Genomic DNA, 18,356 nt, shown 5'->3' on the forward strand with positions numbered 1-18,356 from the left:
GTCATCGATACCGTAAAGGAGGATATTCCATGGTTATGGGCCCCCAAGATTTTGGAGGGGTGTATCAGACTCTCTGGGATCAGATCCAGGAAGGTGATCTAGAAGGCAGCCGCAGCCTGATCCGGACGCTTAAGGCTTTAGCGCAGTCGGAGACGGAAACGGATCAGCTTGGTGCCAAAGAAGTTCTGACTCAGTTGTCAGAGCAAATGCATGATATGGTGAAAACACAGGATTTAGAACCTTTGCAGTACCTTGAACGACATGAATATGAAGAACTTCTCCATATGCTTGATCCTTATGAAGAATAAAGAGTCCAATAGAAGGACTCTTTGTTTGTCGTTCACCAAATCGTAAAGACTTTCTATCGTTTCTTCTGATACGAGCGTATAAATTATGCTAAAGTAGATTTGTAGAAGAAATCGTGTAGAAAGAGGTAGATATCCATGGCTAATTTGCAGACCAATCAGACAGAGAACAACTACTTCAACGGACTGCCGACAATGGTATTCATTCTATTTGCTGTTGTTACTTCACCGATCCTTTATTTTGTCCTTCAGATGATACTGGGTAACGACGCTTTATTCAGTGTGAATGGAGCAAAGTAACAAATACGAAAAACCTCCCCGAATTGCAGGGAGGTTTTTTCTTTTGATTTTCAAATAAGGGAAGCATGCAGTATTTTTAGGTCTGAAGGCCATGGGATGTCCACTGAGAGGGCTTCCCGGGTGAAAGGGTGTACGAGCTCAATTCGGCCGGCATGGAGAGCTTGCCTGTCAAACCGGCGCGTTTGTCCGCCATAAAGGGAATCGCCTACTATGGGATGGCCAATATGACTCAGATGAACACGTATTTGATGGGTTCGACCCGTTTCTAATTGAAGCTCAAGCAAGGACAAGTCATGCTTAGGAAACGTTTCGATTACCTTATAATGGGTGATGGCATGATCGCCGCGATCTGATACTCGCCGTCTCGTAGGATGATGGCGATCTCGACCGATAGGCTCATGGATTGTCCCTTTTTTTTGCTTCGGTAGACCCTGTACAAAAGCGTGGTAGGTCCGTTTAATTTCACGTGCAGCAAGCATTCGATCAAGGATCGCTCCGCTTAAAGCATGTTTGGCAAAAACGACGCCTCCCGTTGTATCCCGATCTAATCGATGGATATGTCGGACTTTAGTACTTAGTCCATGGACTTGCCAGTGAAAAGCAACTCCATTGGCTAATGTGCCCCCTTGACCCGGCTGGTTAGGATGGGTATCCATGGCAAAGGGCTTATTTACAATCAAGAGATGCTCATCTTCAAAAATCGGTTCAATAGAAAGAAATTCAGGCTCCACTCCATACTCTTCATGACGAAACAGATGCAACTGAAGCTTTTGGCCCTCTTGAAACTCTGTATTCCAGGGCACAGACTCGTTTTGCAGCTTAACCCCTTTGTCCATTCTCCATTGATGAAGCAAGCCTTTAGGAGCTTGCCAAACCTCTTGCAAGAGCTTCTGGATGGTTAGCCCTGTCCATATCGCAGGGATCATGAGCTCCATCCATTCTCCTTTTTTTTGCGTTATCATACCGGTCACCTGCATTCTTTCAGCTTAGTTGTCGTATGTTTATCATATACACAACAAGCTAATCATGCAAAACGGCACCTAAATGAACTATAAACTTTTATAGGTATGCTGAATCAGTTTGATGTCAACGGAGCGCTCAATGGACTCATCGAAGATTAGATCTTCTAGCTTCTTTTTAAGACGAGCCTGTTTTTCTTTATGCTCTACCAGCAATTCATCGAATTTTTCTTTCATCTCGGCTAAGCTGACCTGCTTGTATCGCTTCCCGCCTGCGACTAGAAATTCACTTACTCGAGCATGCCCACGACGAAGCGTTTCGTAATATTCGCCCATGCGCTTCACCACATCTTCTTGGATTAGGTATGCTTCTAAAGCTTCTTTTTCATCTTCCGTTCCAAAAAGCTGGATCCCATCTATAAAAAATTGCTTTTCTTTTTCTTGTTGTTTTAAGTTAGACATCTCTGAAATCCTCCTCTGGTAGGTAGATAGATTTTTAATTTTAGTATATTGTATACCAAAAACAAAGATTAAGCCACCACAAAATAAAAGCCTAAGAGCATGAGCTCTTAGGCCATATTCTTGGTACGCTTGAACCAAACCAAAAGGGGTAAAAAAGAAACGGACATCCAGAGAAATAACAAGTTCTCTAAGGTAGGGCTCATCTTGGTCTGGGTTAATCCGTGGAAAAGCGAAAAAAGCAAAGCTGAACCTAACAGGATACTGTGCAATAAAATGAATTTATCTTTTCTTCCTAATTTGAACGTTAAAAGTAGAGTGGCAAATAAACCGGTAACTAGATAAATAGGATCAATCATCATCTTTTCTCCTTTGCTTCGCATACATAATTGTCCTTAATCATATCTTTGTCTAGAGGAAAAAGAAACCAACTAAGGATAATGTTCAGACAATGGTCAAATCTTTCCAACACTTCTGTGAGTTTGCCAATGATTCATTGACCAATTCCTGCAAAAATTGATACGTAGACGCAGGCTACCATATAACGGGCGTGGATTTACCGAAGGAGATGATCGGCGAATAACCCTAAGCGGGTTACTCGCCGATGTTATTTTCATACCATTCTTGCAGCTCATCGAGGGACAAGAAGCTAAAAATTTCCTCCCCATTCTGACCATTGTCTAGGCCCTCTGCGTGTTCTCGAAGAGTCACTTGCCCGTCTTCCCCTGAAGCAAGGATCACGTAGGGGTGATGGGGATGAATAAACCTCCAATCGTGATCATGATCAAGCCAGTGCTTGCTTATTAGGAATTCACGTACTTGTCTTGAATCCACCTTGATCAACTCCATTCCTGATCTTGTTTTTACCGCATATGAAAAGCTTCCTCCAAAGATGGATACTACACCTCCGAGAGGGCTTCAATATAAGCTTTTCTTATACTTACCTATACTGCGAAAAAAATGACTTGACCTTCATGAAGTTAGATGATATATTTATAAACATCTCTTCATTGCGCTCGTAGCTCAGCTGGATAGAGCGGTGGTTTCCGGTACCACGTCTGCCGGGGGTTCGAATCCCTCCGAGCGCGCCATCAGAGTATTCCAATATCCAATCAATGTGGCGGTGTAGCTCAGCTGGCTAGAGCGTACGGTTCATACCCGTAAGGTCGGGGGTTCGATTCCCTCCGCCGCTACCATCGTACATATCATTCAGGCCCTCTCGGTATAGAGAGGGCCTTTTGTTTGCCGATAAATGTGTCTTTTCTCTATAACCTCTCAGCAGCACGAGCATATGCTATACCATTACTAGATTCATAGGGAGTGGTCAATGGTGGATGCTCGCACATTGCTTGCGTTTTTTAATAATATCCAGAGTCTTGGTGCAAAGATAGATGATAAAAAGTTAAGAAAGCTGATCAAGAAGGCAGGTAAGGAAGTAGGAAAGAAGCTAACGGACGACGAACTGGATCGAGCCGTTCATGAAACTCGAAAAGTACTCAAGGGTGGATCACCCATGAAGATCATTTCTAAGATGATGGAATACGGGGTGACTGAGAAGCACTTAAGAGACATTAAGAAAAAGTTTGAAAAAGAAATGGATTAAGTGGGGGGAGGAAATAGGCATCTGTGGAATTTAGTGCCTTATAGGCGTCCGCTTATACAACTAAAGGATCTCAGCCATAAAGTATTATTAGATTATAAACAAAAGGAGGAATCATGATGAGTGCAGTAGTTGGTGGATACGGAACAGGGATTGGGTTCATTTTGGTATTGTTCATTCTGTTGGTGATTGTTGCACAACCTGGGTTCATCTACTAAGTGAATGAAGGTCCCGCGGGAGCGGGACCTTTTATTTTTTATTCCAGGTCATTAGCCCATACATAGACATAGGCAAACGCATAGGATACAAAGAGATGTTGATGGGGGGATCTGTGTGAGCACAAGTGCAAAAGGGGCAAAATACGCCAGCACGATAGAAGGATTAGGATTAATCTTGGTGTTATTTATTTTATTTGTGGTCCTCATGAAAGGAGGAAGGATTCGTTACTGGTAAAGTGCATAAATCCATCCAATCCTGGTCATGATAATGGGCAAGGATGGCCCGTAGCCAAGTGGTAAGGCAACGGACTTTGACTCCGTCATGCCCTGGTTCGAATCCAGGCGGGCCAGCCACCCCCTCCATAATTTTTCACTTCTTCTTCTTTTTGATAATTAAATCCTTAGCCAATTGATCCGCTAAATTGTTGAAGGGATTTTCTCGATGTCCTTTCACTTTTATAAAGTGGATATCTATATGTTTTTGCATGTCTTGTATGCTGCGCTGATACTCACGGTAAATCGGTGTATGAATATGAACTTGTCCATAGGCGGCCAAGCCTAAAGTAGATAAGTCATGAAAGATCATGATTTTTTTATACTGATGTTTGATTCCATACATAATGGATGCTTCCACCGCATGGATCTCAGCCTGCAAGGACATACATTTTTGAGGGTAGATTTTTTTTATTCCAGATAGCTGCTCTAGGACCTGATTATGTTGAACGAACACAACACCATAGGCTGCATAATCTCTGTAAGCTGACCCATCGGTATAGGCAACAAGGATGTCCGGTTCTTTAGAATATTTTTCGGTGTATTCTAACTCTTCGGTAAGGGAAAGCTCTTCGGAGGACACTTTATCTTTATAGAACTTCTTGTTTTTCTCCCGAATGAGCCAGTCATAGTCAATGTTACATACGGAGTCCCTTAGATAGCGCTCAGCTTCCTCTAACGTAACAAACCGAACCCACTCGCCTCTCGAGAAATCCCTAATCTGTTCTAGTGCCTGTTTCTGTCTCCGGTAAATGCCAGGTTCTCGCCCGACCTTCACTGCATAAAATAATTTGCCCATCGTTAACCTCACTAACGGAAGTATAGTGCCCTTCATATTATACCATTCTCATGACCTATCTTAATCCTAAAGTTTTTTCCTAAGGGAGGAGATGCCCGCAACCACTTGGTGCTTGACTCCTTCTCCTTACTTAGTCAATACTAAGTATGACAACGATAAAAAGAGGAGATCATCATGATTGGATTAATCGGTGCCGTGGCACTCGGGGCAGGAGTTTTGCATGTGATAAAAAAGTATGTCCTGCGGGTCAAGGATCCAACTTTAGAAGAGGTTTGGGGAGAGCTTGACCAGCAAGAGTGGTATCAGGAATTCGTTCAAGATGATCGGATGGCTCGTGCCATTGTCTTCCAGAAAGAACAGGGCCTACTTACCGACTGGTATTATGTCAAAAAGATCATCAAGGATAAGGGAGCTAGAGATGGTTTTATCGAGTTTGTAAGGAAGAACGCTTAAAGCACTCCGCTTCATGATCATCAACCATGCCTGCGGCTTGCATGAAGGCATAGCAGGTAGTAGCACCTACAAATTTGAATCCTTTCTTCTTTAAGGCTTTGCTCATGGCGGCTGCTGGTTCATCCACTCCATTGAAGGACCAAAGAAACTCCGAAAAGTCCTCACCCTCATCATGCATTTGAAGATAAGCCTTGGCATTGGCAATGAAGGCTTCAATTTTCCCTCGATGCCTAATGATGCCGTCATTTTCAAGAAGCTCGGTGATTATTGTTTCATCAAAATCAGCCATCTGCCAAGGATCGAAACCACGAAAAGCAACACGGTAGTTTTCTCGCTTTTTAAGTACGGTAATCCAGGAGAGTCCCGCTTGAGCCCCCTCCAAACATAGCATCTCAAAAAGCTTCCGGTTGTCATGAACCGGAATTCCCCATTCTTGGTCATGATATTGCTGATAGAGTGGATCCGAGGTGACCCAGCTGCATCGTTTTGGTTCCATGATATCACCCTTTCTGTTATTCCTTCTATTTTATAGGAAAAAGTAAGGAAGGTAACGGATTTCGTTTAGAGTCGCAAGCAAGGGCATTCACACCTGATTTTAACATCAAACTTCGCAGTTAAAATCACAAAAACAGAACCCCTCCCAACTGGTATGTTGGTCGAATTCCAATAGTGTAATAATATCCAAGCTAAACATACCCCCTACAGGGTATATTTAAAGACAAAATCAGCAAAAGTCCACTGATAACAAACAACAAAAATGGAAGCAAGAATAAATAGACGGCAATTTTCCACCTACTGATGAAAATAGAGTAGGATTTGATTTTGTAGGTGGAAAAAATCCATCTATTTGCTCTGGAAGCCAAATTTACAAGCTGTATTCAAGATTTAGTTGTCGATTCTCCACTTATTTTTCTCTTTTTCCACTAATTTTTTCAGATAAATGGATTTTTACCACTTATATTTACAACCCTACTCGAGGCCCTCTGTTTCTTTGGGAATTACCATATGAAATACAAGCAATGGAAGACGGATGTACATCGTAGTTTTAGCCGTTTCTCCCTCAGAGGCCTTTGCTTTGCCGATAATCTCCTCAAGTGGGATACACACACCAAAAAGAGAAAGAGGGTATTCCCATGGTGTCGGTTTTACCGACTTTTGGGACACCCTCTGACTTTGTTTTAGCATTTGACCTCAGCGCCTTTTCTAGAATACCAGTACCAGCAAACCACAAGGCTGGACACGTAGTACCCAATAAAGAGATAAAGAGCAAGGTTTGCAGAACCTGTTGTTTCAATAGACCACCCAAAGATTTTAGGAATAAAGAAAGCTCCATAGGCACCAAATGCTGCGGTAAAGCCTAGTACAGGACCGGCTTGCTTTCCATCGAAGATGAAAGGAACCATACGGAAGGTGGAGCCGTTGGCGACACCCGTTCCAGCGAATAAGATAAGGAACATGATGAGGAAGCCCATGAAGTTATGCATGTTTAAGAAGTAAACGACGCCACCGGTAGCCAAGATCATGACAATTATTGTCCAATGTGTAACCATTGCTCCACTATTCACTTTATCCGAGATCCATCCACCGAGCGGGCGCAGGGTGGCTCCCACAAACGGTCCAAGAAAAGCGAGCTGAACAGCGTTAATCTCAGGGAACTCCGAACGAATCAAAAGCGGGAATGCAGCGGAATATCCGATAAAAGAGCCAAAGCACATTACATACAGCCAGGTCATAATCCACATATGCTTATGCTTGAGGACGACAATCTGTTCTTTAAAGCTTTGCTTGGCATTCGGTAAGTTATCCATACCGAATGCAGCTAGTAAGATGGCCGCTACGATAGGAACCACCCAAATAAAGGCTGCATTTTGAATGAAAACTTCAGACCCGTTTGCCAATACCTGCGGACCGCCGGTCATCATCCCGATAAATCCAATCCCAATAGCGATAGGGGTTACGAATTGAACCACACTGACGCCAAGGTTTCCGATTCCTACGTTAATGCCATTAGCGGTTCCTTTGGCGTGTTTAGGGAAAAAAGCGTTGATATTAGCGGTAGAGGAAGAGAGATTACCTCCGCCAAGTCCACACAGCGCTGCGAGTATCACAAGTACGTAATAAGGAGTTTCTGGGTTTTGAACTGCGAATCCAATTCCGATCGTAGGGATCAAAAGGACAGTGGTACTGATGACGGTCCAGTTCTTTCCCCCGATTAAGCCAGGCATGAACGTGTAAACTAGGCGCAGCGTAGCCCCAGTCAAACCAGGCAGCGCAGCCAGGGTAAATAGCTCGTTTTTAGAAAGATTAAATCCTACATCATTTAAACGAACGGCGACAACAGACCAGATCTGCCATACGATGAAGGCTAATATGAGTGCAAATACAGAGATTAATAGATTTTTCCTAGCAATTTTTTTTCCTGTGGCTTCCCAAAACTGAGGAACCTCTGGAGTCCATTCAGCGATCTTGCTCATGGTACTTCCTCCTAATTAATCAATATCATCGATGTAAGTCCATTTTAGCAAGGAGAAGTTGCAGTGTAAGTGTAAAAAGTCACAAGAGAATGGAATTGGGGACACGTCTTCCTGATTCTATGAATATAGTAATTAGTAACGAGGTGATAATAAAAATGAGTAGAAGAATAAAAACAAAGAAGGTGAGATACCACTATCCCCATAGGAACTTTAATGACTTCCGACCGGGAGATATACTTGTTGCAAGTGACAATAACTCGGCTCTTCCGCCGGGATTAATGGGACATGCGGCTATTGTTATCAATGAAACCACCATCATTGAATCCGTCATGTTTAAACCCTATATCCGAACCTATCCGATTGCATCCTTTTTGAGGGAACATCCGCTTCATGCTCATTTTCGGCCGAGAAGTGAAAAGGTAGGGATGAAGGCGAAGGAAATAGCGGAGCGTTATTTGCAGGATTATAATCGGAATGCGCGCACGGGGAATCACAAACCCTCATTCTCCTTTGCTCCCAATATTCCTCTCGATGATCCTTGGAAGTCCGTCTACTGTTCAAAGCTTGTATGGCTCTGCTATAAATATGGTCCGAAAATTAAAATGAAGAATGATCACTTTCTGTTTACCCCGCAAGATCTCGACCAGGTACTATCCAAGGATAAGCGGTTTGAGCTCCTTTATAAGCATCCTAACTTCATCTTCTATATCGATACCTAATAAGAAATAGCGGGGTCTTAATTAAGACGCCCGCTATTAGCTAATCTGCTGGTGCCGCTTCCACTGCAATTTCATAAGCGCTTAGAATAGCATCCTTTTCTTCTTCATCCGTAATTCCTACAAGATAACGATCTTCATCGTCGCCTTCTACACGCATAAGAATGGTCTCCTCTTCGGAAGACAATAGCGCATAAGATTGATCCTCCATGTCAAAAAGAGCTTCAACAGCGTATTGTCTTTCGTGTCCCTCTTGGTCTTCGATGGTAATGTAGTCACGGAAGTCTGCATCTGACATTTATTTTCACCTCTTTCTCCTTTTCTTCCAATAATGTGTCCTGGATAAACACCAGGCATTCGAGTAATATCATTCTTAATAGTGAACGGATTGTTCTGTTTATGTTACAATAAGAATTAGGAAAAGGGAGGTGAAGGATGCACGCACATATTCAAAAATGGATTGAAGCCAAACAAAAAGTCCCCAGTCACATTTATCGAAATGCTTGGAGGGAAATCTTCCCATCCTTTCTGCACTATCAGAATGTGGTGTTCCTCTGTATTGGCACAAACCGATGCACAGGAGACGCTTACGCTCCATTAGTTGGCACCTATCTCAAAGATAGGGGGTACAAAAATATTTTTGGAACCATCGATCAGCCGGTGCATCATCTTAACCTGCAAGAAACGGTAGAGCAAATCCCCTCCGACAAAACCATAATTGCCCTTGATGCTGCCTTAGGACGGATCCATCACGTGGGCTATTTATTCTTGGAAGAAGGTCCGATTAGCCCAGGAAGCGGAGTCGGAAAAAACATTCCTCCTGTAGGGAATTACCATATCAAGGGTATTGTAAACATTAACGCAGGGATGCAAAATCAGCTGCTGCTGATGTCCACCCAATTGGATCTCGTGATGGACATGGCGAAGCAAACGGCCTTTCTCCTTGGTTGGCTGTTTCCGAAGCGAATATATTCTACTCCCACTTAAATCACCTCGATAGAGGTGATTTTTTTGTTGGTTTATATTGGAATGCATGTTATACTTTTCATATTGTTAACCAATTAGAAAATTTTAGTTTACATATAGGAGGGGACCATGAAGACTGCTGTAACCAGCCAAGGGCTAACCTATGAAGAGCTAGCACAAAAAAACAAACAATATCTCTGGCATCCATTTACCCAGATGAAAGATTACCTAGAGGATGAACCCGTTATTATTGCGAGTGGAAATGGCAGAAAGTTAACCGATGTAAGAGGCAAGGAATATTGGGATGGCGTTTCTTCCATCTGGTTGAATGTCCATGGTCACCGCGTTCCAGAACTTGATCAAGCTATAAGAGACCAACTGGACCAGATTGCGCATTCCACGCTTCTAGGGATGGCTAATGTGCCTGCCATTCTATTGGCCGAGAAGCTAATCGGCCTAATGCCGCCGGGGCTTACGAAAGTGTTCTACTCCGATTCGGGAGCGACCTCGGTTGAGATAGCTATCAAAATGGCTTTCCAGTATTGGCAGCACAAGGGACAGCCGCAGAAAGCCCGCTTCATTACCATGAAAGAGGCTTACCACGGTGACACGATCGGTGCCGTATCCGTAGGTGCTATTGATATTTATCACAAGGCTTACTCTAGTCTTCTTTTTGAATCTTATAAGGTTCCTTACCCTCATCGCTATCGATCTCCCATCGGTGGAAATGATCGGGAACAGACGCAGTATTTCCTTGCACAGCTAGAAGAAACTCTTGAGGCTTATCATAAGGAAGTGGCTGCGCTTATCGTGGAGCCCATGGTGCAAGGGGCAAGCGGGATTGTGGTTATGCCAGAGGGGTATCTCAAAGGGGTACGAGATCTTTGCACCAAATACGATGTGCTGCTGATTGCCGATGAAGTGGCAACAGGCTTCGGGCGTACGGGGCAATGGTTTGCTTGTAACCATGAAGACGTAACCCCCGATATCCTCACTGCTGGTAAGGGGTTAACAGGGGGTTATCTACCCGTTGCTATTACGGTAGCAACAGAGGAAATCTACCAAGCGTTTCTGGGAGATTACGTAGAGATGAAAACCTTCTTTCATGGACATAGCTACACCGGAAACCAGCTTGGTTGTGCGGTAGCGATTGCGAATCTAGAGCTAATGGAGAGAGAAAACCTAGTTTCCCAAGTAGAAGAAAAGTCCCGTTGGTTAGCTGGTCAGCTAGAAATATTCCAATCCCTTAGCCATGTGGGGGATATCCGACAGAAAGGATTCATGATTGGTCTCGAGCTCGTCCTGGATCCAGAGACGAAGGAGCCTTATCGATGGGAAGAGCGTATGGGTGTTCAAGTATGCAGGCGCGCACGCGAATTAGGGATGCTGATTCGTCCTCTGGGGAATGTGGTGGTCTTCATGCCTCCTCTTGCCTCTACCAGGGATGAGTTGGAAGCGATGCTTGGTATCCTCTATCAATCCATTGAAGAGGTAACCGGAGAATGATCTGGAAGCAAAAGCTAGAACTAATGAAAGAGAAGGGTCTGTATCGGCAACTGCGAACCGTGGAATCCTTTCACGAAGGTGGGTTGGCTTTAGTTAATGGACAAAAGATGCGGATGTTTGCCTCCAATAACTATCTTGGATTGGCTCATGATCAACGGCTTATACAAGCCTCGATAGAAGCGACTGAGCGCTTAGGCACGGGGTCTACTGGTTCTAGATTAACCACAGGCAATACTTCTCTCCATGAGCAGCTTGAAGCAGAGCTGGCAGCGTTCAAGAAAACGGAAGCGGCTCTTGTGTTTAATACAGGGTATATGGCGAATGTAGCGGCTTTGACCACCCTAGTAGATAAAGAAGATGTAATCTTGTCCGATGCCATGAATCACGCGAGCATTATTGATGGCTGCCGACTCTCTCGTGCCAAAACACTAGTATACCAGCATCGGAATTTAGAAGATTTAGAAGCTAAGCTTCGTGAGAGCGCCTCTTTCCAGAGACGGCTGATTGTCACGGATGGCGTATTTTCGATGGATGGTGTTATCGCACCCTTGCCTGGCATTGTGGAGCTGGCTAAACGGTACGATGCACAAGTGATGGTTGATGATGCCCATGCAGTCGGAGTGTTAGGGAAAAACGGCCGCGGGACAGCAGAGCATTTTGGCTTGAAGGGACAGATTGACATTCAAATGGGCACCCTTTCCAAAGCGGTGGGAGCGGAGGGGGGCTATATTGCTGGCAGCTTTACATTGATTGACTACTTGCTTAACCATGCCAGACCTTTTATTTTTTCTACTTCGCTGCCTCCAGGGGTCATCGCTAGTGCAAGAGCCGCTCTAAGCGTTATTCCGGATGCTGAGGAACGTAGATCGCACCTCAGGAAGATGACTCGGCTCTTATATCAAGAGTTAACCCAGATGGGCTATGAGGTATGGGGTGGGGAAACTCCGATATTGGCTGTGGTATGTGGGGAAGTAGATGAGGCGATGAGATGCTCGCAGGCCCTGCAAGCTCAAGGAATCTTCGCGCCGGCCATTCGCCCGCCCACCGTTCCTTCCGGCACCTCACGAATCCGTTTGACTGTCATGGCTGCACACCAAGAGGAGGATATTGCGGAGGTTATTCAGGCTTTCAGAAAGCTAAAAGAGGGGGAGGTACACTCCATATGAAAGGCTTCTTTATCACGGCAACAGATACAGGAGTAGGCAAGACCATGGTTACGGGTGGTATGGCGGGTGCCTTACGAAGGATGGGATGTAATGTAGGAGTTTACAAACCGGTGCAAAGCGGTCATCTTGCCGATCATCCGGATGGGGATGCTGCCAGACTAAAGAATCTCTCCGGCGTCGATGATCCTGTGGAAGAGATTTGCCCCTATGCACTAGAAGAGCCCCTGGCCCCCTTACTTGCTTTAAGAAGAGCAGGGAAACGGGTAACGTTAGATGATCTTGAGCGAGGGTACCTTCAATTGCAAAGCAAGCATGATTTTCTTTTGGTAGAGGGAGCTGGCGGGATTGCTGTCCCTTATGTAGAAGATGGGATGGTCGTGGATGCGGCACGAAGATTTGCTCTTCCCATCCTCATCGTAGCCAGACCGAATCTGGGAACCATTAATCATACCTTGCTGACGATCGAGTATGTGCGGAGTTATGGGCTTGAGGTGGCAGGTGTTGTGATCTCTGGACTTCAAGTACGAGAAGCAGGTGTAGTCGAAGAGACCAACCCAAGCTTCATAGAGTCCTATAGCGGTGTCCCGATCTTAGGAGTCATCCCATGGGTGGAAGATTGGAAATCCTCGCAACATGTGGTTCGTGCAATGGTAGAGACGATGAAATGGGATCTGCTGAAAAAACATATTGATATTTAAGGGAGAGGGATCATGATGGAATTGGTTGTAAAGAAAAGCTGGAAAGCCTTAGCGGAGGAAGTGATTCAAGGTCACGCGCTTACGGCCGAAGAGGCCCTATCCATTGTACAAGCGCCAGACTGTGAGCTTCTAGAGATTCTTAATGGCTCCTATTTAATACGTCATCATTATTATGGAAACAAGGTCAAGCTGAACATGATCATTAATACCAAGTCAGGATTATGTCCCGAGGATTGCGGCTATTGCTCTCAATCCATTGTTTCGGAGGCCCCTATCGAAAAGTATGCGTGGCTGACCAAAGAAAAGATTGTAGAAGGAGCGCAGGAATCCATCCGCCGAAAAGCAGGAACTTATTGCATTGTAGCCTCTGGCCGAAGACCTACTGACAAGGAGATTGACCATGTTATTGAAGCAGTTAAAGAAATTCGCTCCACAACGGATCTTAAGATCTGCTGCTGTTTAGGCTTCCTCAATGAAACTCATGCAGGAAAGCTTGCAGAGGCTGGAGTTCATCGTTATAACCATAACTTAAATACCTCCCAAGAAAACTATAAAAATATTACCACGACACATACCTATGAAGACCGTGAAGATACCGTGATGAAAGTCAAAGAATCGGGAATGTCTCCCTGTTCCGGTGCGATTTTCGGAATGGGTGAAAGTGATGCAGAAGCGGTTGAGATTGCCATGTCGCTTCGTCGATTAGATGCAGACTCCATCCCATGCAACTTCTTAAACTCTATAGATGGGACGCCATTGGAGGGACGTCAGGATTTAGACCCTCGCAAATGCTTGAAACTGATTGCTATGATGAGATTTGTTAATCCATCGAAGGAAATTCGCATTGCAGGGGGACGCGAAATCAATCTTCGCTCTTTACAGCCAATGAGTCTGTACGCCGCCAACTCTATTTTTGTGGGGGATTATCTCACGACAGCCGGGCAAGAGCCGAAAGCGGATTGGGGCATAATTGAAGATCTTGGCTTTGAAATTGAAGAGTGTGCGTTATAAATGGATGAAATCTATAGCGTTCGAATGAGGGCCGCTGAGGGAGGGCCCCACGAAAAAGGAGGATTTCATATTTCCGGCGGTGAAACCCTGGTTCTAAAACAGTCACTGGAAGAAGCAGCTAGGCAACTTTTGAAGAAGGCCATTTCTCATAGCCGGGGGGAAGCTGATTATATCCAATTAGTCGTAGAGAAAATAGAGGTGAAGAAGCTTGTACGGCTTACTCCGCTTTCCGTATCCACGGATGTAGTCCAAAGTGTGGAGGAAGGGCGACAACAGGCAGTCATACATCTTCGTTCATTAGGCGTCTCCGAATCAGCGATAAGGAATGGTCTAGAATTGCTACTAAGCTCTACCAATCTGCGTGGAGCCGCTGTTCTAAGCGCATCGACTGGCCAGCGTTTGGACCTTTATAAGGACAGGGGAATACGAGCGACTCGCATGGGATGGGATGAGGATCGCTTCATACAGTGGTCCGCACAGCATCCAGGTTTAGGTACTCCACGCATAGCAGAAGCGATAGCCTTAGCTACGAAGGTTGCTCATGCTCCTTTTATGGTAGCAGAGCTTTGCTGGTCGGATGATCCTGAGTATATTACAGGATATATTGCATCACGTAAAACTGGGTACGTAAGAATTACCCAACTGAAGGAAAAGGGCAGCTTATGTGGAGGGCGCATCTTCTATGTGATGGATCAGGTCGACTTGGCTAGCTTACAAACCTATTTAGAGGAAATTCCAGTATGGATTGGATGAAGGAGCCCTGTATGGGCTCTTTTTGCATATTCAAGGAAAATGTGGATAATGGAATGTGTTATCATGGTAGATAGGTGAAAGGAGTGGAATCGATTGCTAGATTTCATATTAAACATGCCAACCAAAATTCACTTTGGAAAGGGTGAAGTTCAAAAGACGGGGGATATCGTCAAAGGCTATGCGAAGAAGGTGCTTGTGGTAACGGGGCGCAGCTCGGCCCAAAAGACAGGAACGTTAGAGAAAGTCTTGACATCATTAAAGAAGGCAGATGTGGATGCCCTTGTCTTTGACCGGATTGAACCAAACCCGCGCGCGACTACAATCGATGAAGCGGCTAGGCTGGCTAGAGAAGAACAATGTGAGCTGATTATAGGCCTTGGCGGAGGCTCAGCGATGGATGCAGCAAAAGCAATCGCAACCGTTGCTCTATCTAAGAGGCCAATTCATGAATATATTCGCGGAAACCATACTGGATTATGGAAGTCTTTGTTGCCAATTCAGGAAGCTCTTCCGATTATCGCTATTCCTACTCTTGCAGCAACGGGTTCAGAAGCCAATTCCGGAGCCGTAATCACCAATTGGGAGACGAAGGAAAAATCGAGCATCTCAGGGCCAGGCCTTTTCCCTAAGGCGGCTATTCTAGATCCTGAGCTGACTTTCTCCGTTCCGGCCAACTATACGGCTGACGGAGCTGTAGACATCTTTACGCATTTGTATGAAGGGTATCTTACTGGAGATGAAGAGGCGCATGTTCAAGACGAAATTACAGAGGGGTTAATGAGAACGGTTATCAAATATGCTCGCCAAGCCATTGATTCTCCTCAGGATTATGAGGCTCGTGCACAATTGCTCTGGACCAGTACACTAGCCCTTATAGGCGTAGCGGGTGCAGGCCGTGGGGGTCCTTTCCCCGTTCATCAGATTGAACATACGATATCTGCTCATTTTGATATTTCTCATGGGCGAGGGTTAGCCATTTTGACGCCTGCGTATTTCAAGCATATTGTTAAGCCAGACCGGCCGCAGCGACTTGCTCGATTAGGCCGACAGGTGTTTGGTCTGACTCACAAGAACCTTGATGAAGCTGCTGAAGCGGCTATTGCCGCTGTTGAGGATTGGATGAAGTCGATTGGAGCTTATGATACGCTTCAGAATGTAGGTATACCTAAGGAATCCTTCCAACAGATGGCGGAAGACACAGTACGAGTAAGTGGAATGGGCCAAGGGTTTGTTGCAGCCACACGCCCGTTGCAGGCTAATGATATTGTAAAGATCTTGAATGCCGCTTATACTGGAGAGTAATGATGAAAAGTGTCCCAAGAGCCATACCGGGACACTTTTTCTATTTTTTGCATGAAACTTAGTTATAAATAGTATTTTTTGGTATAATGAATTGTACAATACTTTCAGTGAGTATAAATTCGCCTAATCTTGCTAAAATGAAAGGATACGGCGTCCTTTCTTCTTATTGATCCTCCCCCGCAGTGCCCTCATCGTCTTTTGAACTTCGAATGGGAACGTGAAGCAACTTATAAGGAGATGATGAAACTTGTCTAATTATAAACTTGTCCTTCGTGTACAGGGTGAGCCTTATCATATTTTCTCTCATTATTTAGAGGAAGAACAGTTTGTATACAGCGATTTTATGGTGACCAAAGAAACTACCCCGTTTTTTCTGTACCAGCTTGGGGTGACAAAAATGGCCTTGCAGATCTACAACTATCGCAAGACATTCAATCCTTCGGAATGGCTCTTTGAACGCGGAGTCCATATCGTTCGGGAAATGATTGAACAAGGAGAATCTCGCCCTTCTGGCATCATCACAAGCTGGGAGATGAGCCAGCAGCAATATGACTGGAGAAAGTTAGAAAACATTGATCTTACAAAGTCCTATACACAATAGATGAGGTGATCTTGTTGTCAGAGTCCGTTATCTCAATTTTTGCCCTAGGTGGTTTGGGGGAGATTGGGAAAAATATGTATGTCATTCAGTACGGGGATGAAATTGTCGTCGTTGACAGCGGCGGTAAGTTCCCAGATGAGGAGTTGCCGGGAGTCGATCTTGTGATTCCTGATATCTCTTATCTTGAAGACAACCAAGAAAAGATTAAAGGCATTTTCCTTACTCACGGTCATGAAGACCATATCGGGGCCCTGCCCTATGTGCTTAAAAAGCTAAAAGTCCCAGTTTACGGAGCCCCTCTTACGATTGGCTTAGTAGAGGCTAAATTGAAGGAGCATCATCTGCTGCGCGATAGTGTCCTGCATGTGATCAACCCAAACGATACCCTCGAATTTGGACTTATCAAGCTAAGCTTTTTCACAACTAATCATACGATCCCAGACTCTCTAGGGATAGCCGTACATACACCGGAAGGAGCCATCGTTCATACTGGTGATTTTAAATTTGACTTAACCCCAATGGGTAATCCGTCAGATTTTAGGAAAATGGCACAGCTCGGAGAAAGTGGACGCGTATTAGCCTTATTGTCCGATAGTACGAATAGTCAAAGGGAAGGCGGAACACCTTCCGAAAGAATCGTCGGCGAATCCATTAATCATATATTCCATCATGCACAGGGGCGGATTCTTTTCTCCACCTTCGCTTCGAATGTATATCGACTGCAACAAGTTGTCCAAGCAGCCATCTCTTATGGAAGGAAGATTGCCCTTATCGGGCGCAGCATGGAGAAGGTGTTTGAGATTGCACAACGTCTAGGCTATATTAGGGCACCAAAAGAAATATTAATTGAAACCAAGCAGATTGATAACTATAAGCCTGAACAAGTCGTCGTTCTCTGTACGGGAAGTCAAGGAGAACCGATGGCCGCGCTTACTCGTATTGCTCAAGGCTCTCATCGGCAAATCAAGATTATCCCTGGGGATACCGTTGTGTTTTCCTCTTCCCCCATCCCCGGAAATGATGTTGCGATCAATCGAACCATTAACCTACTTTTCCGCGCGGGGGCAGATGTAATCTACGGAAATCAGTTAGAGATCCACGCCTCCGGTCACGGCAGTCAAGAAGACTTGAAGATGATGCTCAACCTCATGAAGCCGAAGTATTTTATTCCGATCCATGGGGAGTACCGGATGCTGGTTCAGCACGGGAAGCTGGCACAAGAAATTGGGATCCCATCGGAAAATACATTTATTATGGAGATTGGTGATGTCTTCCGCTATACGAAGTCCTACGCTGCAGCTACCGTTGCTGTAGAGCGGAAAGCGGTGAGTGCAGGAGTGGTGTTGGTTGATGGAAGTGGAGTCGGTGACGTAGGGAATATTGTACTGCGCGATCGTAAGCGATTCTCTCAAGACGGTGTAATGATCGTGGTTCTAACCGTGGATATGCAAAATAAGAAGTTGATGTCTGGTCCCGATTTAGTCACCCGTGGATTCGTCTACGTTCGAGAGTCAGAGGACATGCTGAGGGAAGCGTCGCAGCTAACGAGAGGAACCATCTTGCGGTTGTTGGATAAAGGCGTAACGTCGTGGTCAGAATGGAAGGGGCAAATTTCCAATACACTGTCTCCCTACTTCTTATCCAAGACCAATCGCAGTCCCATGATTATTCCCATTATCATGGAGCCTAAAGATGAGGCTCAACCTCTAGAAGAAGAGAGGGTTCCTAAAGCTTAAAGCCCCACTTTCTAAAAGGCTGTTCCCTAAGCATCGGTTTTTGCCGACCTTTAGAGACAGC

General features: G+C 45.0%; 23 protein-coding genes and 3 tRNA genes. 18 read left to right on the forward strand and 8 right to left on the reverse strand.

Annotated features, from left to right (window positions below):
* Nucleotides 1-29 precede the first annotated feature (29 nt).
* Nucleotides 30-308: a hypothetical protein gene (locus tag EIZ58_RS03740; protein WP_134699168.1), complete on the forward strand. Its 279-nt coding sequence runs from the start codon at nucleotides 30-32 to the stop codon at nucleotides 306-308.
* Between the two features lie 135 nt (nucleotides 309-443).
* Nucleotides 444-605, forward strand: coding sequence for a hypothetical protein (locus EIZ58_RS33045; protein ID WP_167577472.1), 162 nt, complete (start codon nucleotides 444-446; stop codon nucleotides 603-605).
* Between the two features lie 50 nt (nucleotides 606-655).
* Here the strand turns inward: EIZ58_RS33045 and EIZ58_RS03745 are convergent, their stop codons facing one another.
* From EIZ58_RS03745 to EIZ58_RS03760, 4 genes are all read right to left on the reverse strand, one after another.
* On the reverse strand, nucleotides 656-1,567 hold the full coding sequence (locus EIZ58_RS03745; RefSeq protein WP_134699169.1) for an RluA family pseudouridine synthase: 912 nt from the start codon (nucleotides 1,565-1,567) through the stop codon (nucleotides 656-658).
* A gap of 87 nt (nucleotides 1,568-1,654) precedes the next feature.
* A complete protein-coding gene (locus EIZ58_RS03750) occupies nucleotides 1,655-2,026 on the reverse strand; it encodes a hypothetical protein (protein ID WP_134699170.1) in 372 nt (123 codons plus the stop codon).
* Between the two features lie 107 nt (nucleotides 2,027-2,133).
* The gene (locus tag EIZ58_RS03755) at nucleotides 2,134-2,382 is read right to left on the reverse strand and encodes a hypothetical protein (RefSeq protein ID WP_134699171.1); all 249 of its coding nucleotides are present in this window, start codon (nucleotides 2,380-2,382) and stop codon (nucleotides 2,134-2,136) included.
* A 235-nt stretch (nucleotides 2,383-2,617) separates the two neighbouring features.
* Complete coding sequence (locus tag EIZ58_RS03760; protein ID WP_167577473.1) at nucleotides 2,618-2,872, reverse strand: hypothetical protein; 255 nt, start codon at nucleotides 2,870-2,872, stop codon at nucleotides 2,618-2,620.
* Between the two features lie 163 nt (nucleotides 2,873-3,035).
* Here EIZ58_RS03760 and EIZ58_RS03765 point away from each other — a divergent pair.
* The 5 genes from EIZ58_RS03765 to EIZ58_RS03780 all read left to right on the forward strand — a co-directional run bounded on the left by EIZ58_RS03765 (nucleotide 3,036) and on the right by EIZ58_RS03780 (nucleotide 4,195).
* A tRNA-Arg gene (locus EIZ58_RS03765) sits at nucleotides 3,036-3,114 on the forward strand.
* Between the two features lie 28 nt (nucleotides 3,115-3,142).
* A tRNA-Met gene (locus EIZ58_RS03770) sits at nucleotides 3,143-3,219 on the forward strand.
* Nucleotides 3,220-3,353: 134 nt separating this feature from the next.
* On the forward strand, nucleotides 3,354-3,626 hold the full coding sequence (locus EIZ58_RS03775) for a hypothetical protein (RefSeq protein WP_167577474.1): 273 nt from the start codon (nucleotides 3,354-3,356) through the stop codon (nucleotides 3,624-3,626).
* A 116-nt stretch (nucleotides 3,627-3,742) separates the two neighbouring features.
* Entirely contained in the window at nucleotides 3,743-3,841 is a 99-nt protein-coding gene (locus EIZ58_RS35105) for a sporulation protein YjcZ (protein ID WP_370297601.1), read from the forward strand.
* Nucleotides 3,842-4,120: 279 nt separating this feature from the next.
* A tRNA-Gln gene (locus tag EIZ58_RS03780) sits at nucleotides 4,121-4,195 on the forward strand.
* Nucleotides 4,196-4,211: 16 nt separating this feature from the next.
* Here the strand turns inward: EIZ58_RS03780 and EIZ58_RS03785 are convergent.
* Nucleotides 4,212-4,913 (reverse strand): ribonuclease H family protein, encoded by a 702-nt coding sequence (locus EIZ58_RS03785; RefSeq protein WP_167577475.1) that lies wholly within the window; start codon nucleotides 4,911-4,913, stop codon nucleotides 4,212-4,214.
* A gap of 174 nt (nucleotides 4,914-5,087) precedes the next feature.
* Here EIZ58_RS03785 and EIZ58_RS03790 point away from each other — a divergent pair, with 174 nt between their 5' ends.
* On the forward strand, nucleotides 5,088-5,366 hold the full coding sequence (locus EIZ58_RS03790; protein WP_134699175.1) for a hypothetical protein: 279 nt from the start codon (nucleotides 5,088-5,090) through the stop codon (nucleotides 5,364-5,366).
* Here EIZ58_RS03790 and EIZ58_RS03795 read toward each other — a convergent pair.
* Nucleotides 5,338-5,862 carry a DNA-3-methyladenine glycosylase I gene (locus EIZ58_RS03795; RefSeq protein ID WP_134699176.1) on the reverse strand — a complete coding sequence of 175 codons (525 nt, stop codon included), beginning with the start codon at nucleotides 5,860-5,862 and terminating at the stop codon, nucleotides 5,338-5,340. The two genes, EIZ58_RS03790 and EIZ58_RS03795, sit on opposite strands and share 29 nt — an antisense overlap.
* Nucleotides 5,863-6,544: 682 nt before the next feature.
* Nucleotides 6,545-7,840, reverse strand: a complete 1,296-nt coding sequence (locus EIZ58_RS03800) for an MFS transporter (protein ID WP_134699177.1) — start codon at nucleotides 7,838-7,840, stop codon at nucleotides 6,545-6,547.
* 155 nt (nucleotides 7,841-7,995) lie between these two features.
* Here EIZ58_RS03800 and EIZ58_RS03805 point away from each other — a divergent pair, with 155 nt between their 5' ends.
* Nucleotides 7,996-8,559 carry a C40 family peptidase gene (locus tag EIZ58_RS03805; RefSeq protein WP_240688929.1) on the forward strand — a complete coding sequence of 188 codons (564 nt, stop codon included), beginning with the start codon at nucleotides 7,996-7,998 and terminating at the stop codon, nucleotides 8,557-8,559.
* 40 nt (nucleotides 8,560-8,599) lie between these two features.
* Here the strand turns inward: EIZ58_RS03805 and EIZ58_RS03810 are convergent, their stop codons facing one another.
* A complete protein-coding gene (locus EIZ58_RS03810; protein WP_134699178.1) occupies nucleotides 8,600-8,854 on the reverse strand; it encodes a DUF1292 domain-containing protein in 255 nt (84 codons plus the stop codon).
* Between the two features lie 137 nt (nucleotides 8,855-8,991).
* Here EIZ58_RS03810 and yyaC point away from each other — a divergent pair, with 137 nt between their 5' ends.
* The 9 genes from yyaC to rnjA all read left to right on the forward strand — a co-directional run bounded on the left by yyaC (nucleotide 8,992) and on the right by rnjA (nucleotide 18,295).
* Complete coding sequence (gene yyaC, locus EIZ58_RS03815; RefSeq protein WP_134699179.1) at nucleotides 8,992-9,543, forward strand: spore protease YyaC; 552 nt, start codon at nucleotides 8,992-8,994, stop codon at nucleotides 9,541-9,543.
* A 108-nt stretch (nucleotides 9,544-9,651) separates the two neighbouring features.
* Nucleotides 9,652-11,028 (forward strand): adenosylmethionine--8-amino-7-oxononanoate transaminase, encoded by a 1,377-nt coding sequence (gene bioA / locus EIZ58_RS03820; protein ID WP_134699180.1) that lies wholly within the window; start codon nucleotides 9,652-9,654, stop codon nucleotides 11,026-11,028.
* A complete protein-coding gene (gene bioF / locus EIZ58_RS03825; RefSeq protein WP_240688930.1) occupies nucleotides 11,025-12,194 on the forward strand; it encodes an 8-amino-7-oxononanoate synthase in 1,170 nt (389 codons plus the stop codon). Before bioA ends, bioF begins: the two co-directional genes overlap by 4 nt.
* Nucleotides 12,191-12,892 carry a dethiobiotin synthase gene (gene bioD, locus EIZ58_RS03830; protein ID WP_134699181.1) on the forward strand — a complete coding sequence of 234 codons (702 nt, stop codon included), beginning with the start codon at nucleotides 12,191-12,193 and terminating at the stop codon, nucleotides 12,890-12,892. The genes bioF and bioD overlap by 4 nt, the downstream gene beginning before the upstream one ends.
* Nucleotides 12,893-12,904: 12 nt before the next feature.
* Complete coding sequence (gene bioB / locus EIZ58_RS03835) at nucleotides 12,905-13,903, forward strand: biotin synthase BioB (protein ID WP_134699182.1); 999 nt, start codon at nucleotides 12,905-12,907, stop codon at nucleotides 13,901-13,903.
* Nucleotides 13,904-14,656, forward strand: coding sequence for a 6-carboxyhexanoate--CoA ligase (locus EIZ58_RS03840; protein WP_134699183.1), 753 nt, complete (start codon nucleotides 13,904-13,906; stop codon nucleotides 14,654-14,656).
* Between the two features lie 114 nt (nucleotides 14,657-14,770).
* The gene (locus EIZ58_RS03845) at nucleotides 14,771-15,958 is read left to right on the forward strand and encodes an iron-containing alcohol dehydrogenase (RefSeq protein WP_240688931.1); all 1,188 of its coding nucleotides are present in this window, start codon (nucleotides 14,771-14,773) and stop codon (nucleotides 15,956-15,958) included.
* Between the two features lie 247 nt (nucleotides 15,959-16,205).
* The gene (locus EIZ58_RS03850; protein WP_134699185.1) at nucleotides 16,206-16,559 is read left to right on the forward strand and encodes a hypothetical protein; all 354 of its coding nucleotides are present in this window, start codon (nucleotides 16,206-16,208) and stop codon (nucleotides 16,557-16,559) included.
* 14 nt (nucleotides 16,560-16,573) lie between these two features.
* On the forward strand, nucleotides 16,574-18,295 hold the full coding sequence (gene rnjA / locus EIZ58_RS03855) for a ribonuclease J1 (RefSeq protein ID WP_255438176.1): 1,722 nt from the start codon (nucleotides 16,574-16,576) through the stop codon (nucleotides 18,293-18,295).
* The last annotated feature ends 61 nt before the right edge of the window (nucleotides 18,296-18,356 follow it).

This window comes from Ammoniphilus sp. YIM 78166 (assembly GCF_004522215.1).
Lineage (GTDB): Bacteria > Bacillota > Bacilli > Aneurinibacillales > RAOX-1 > YIM-78166.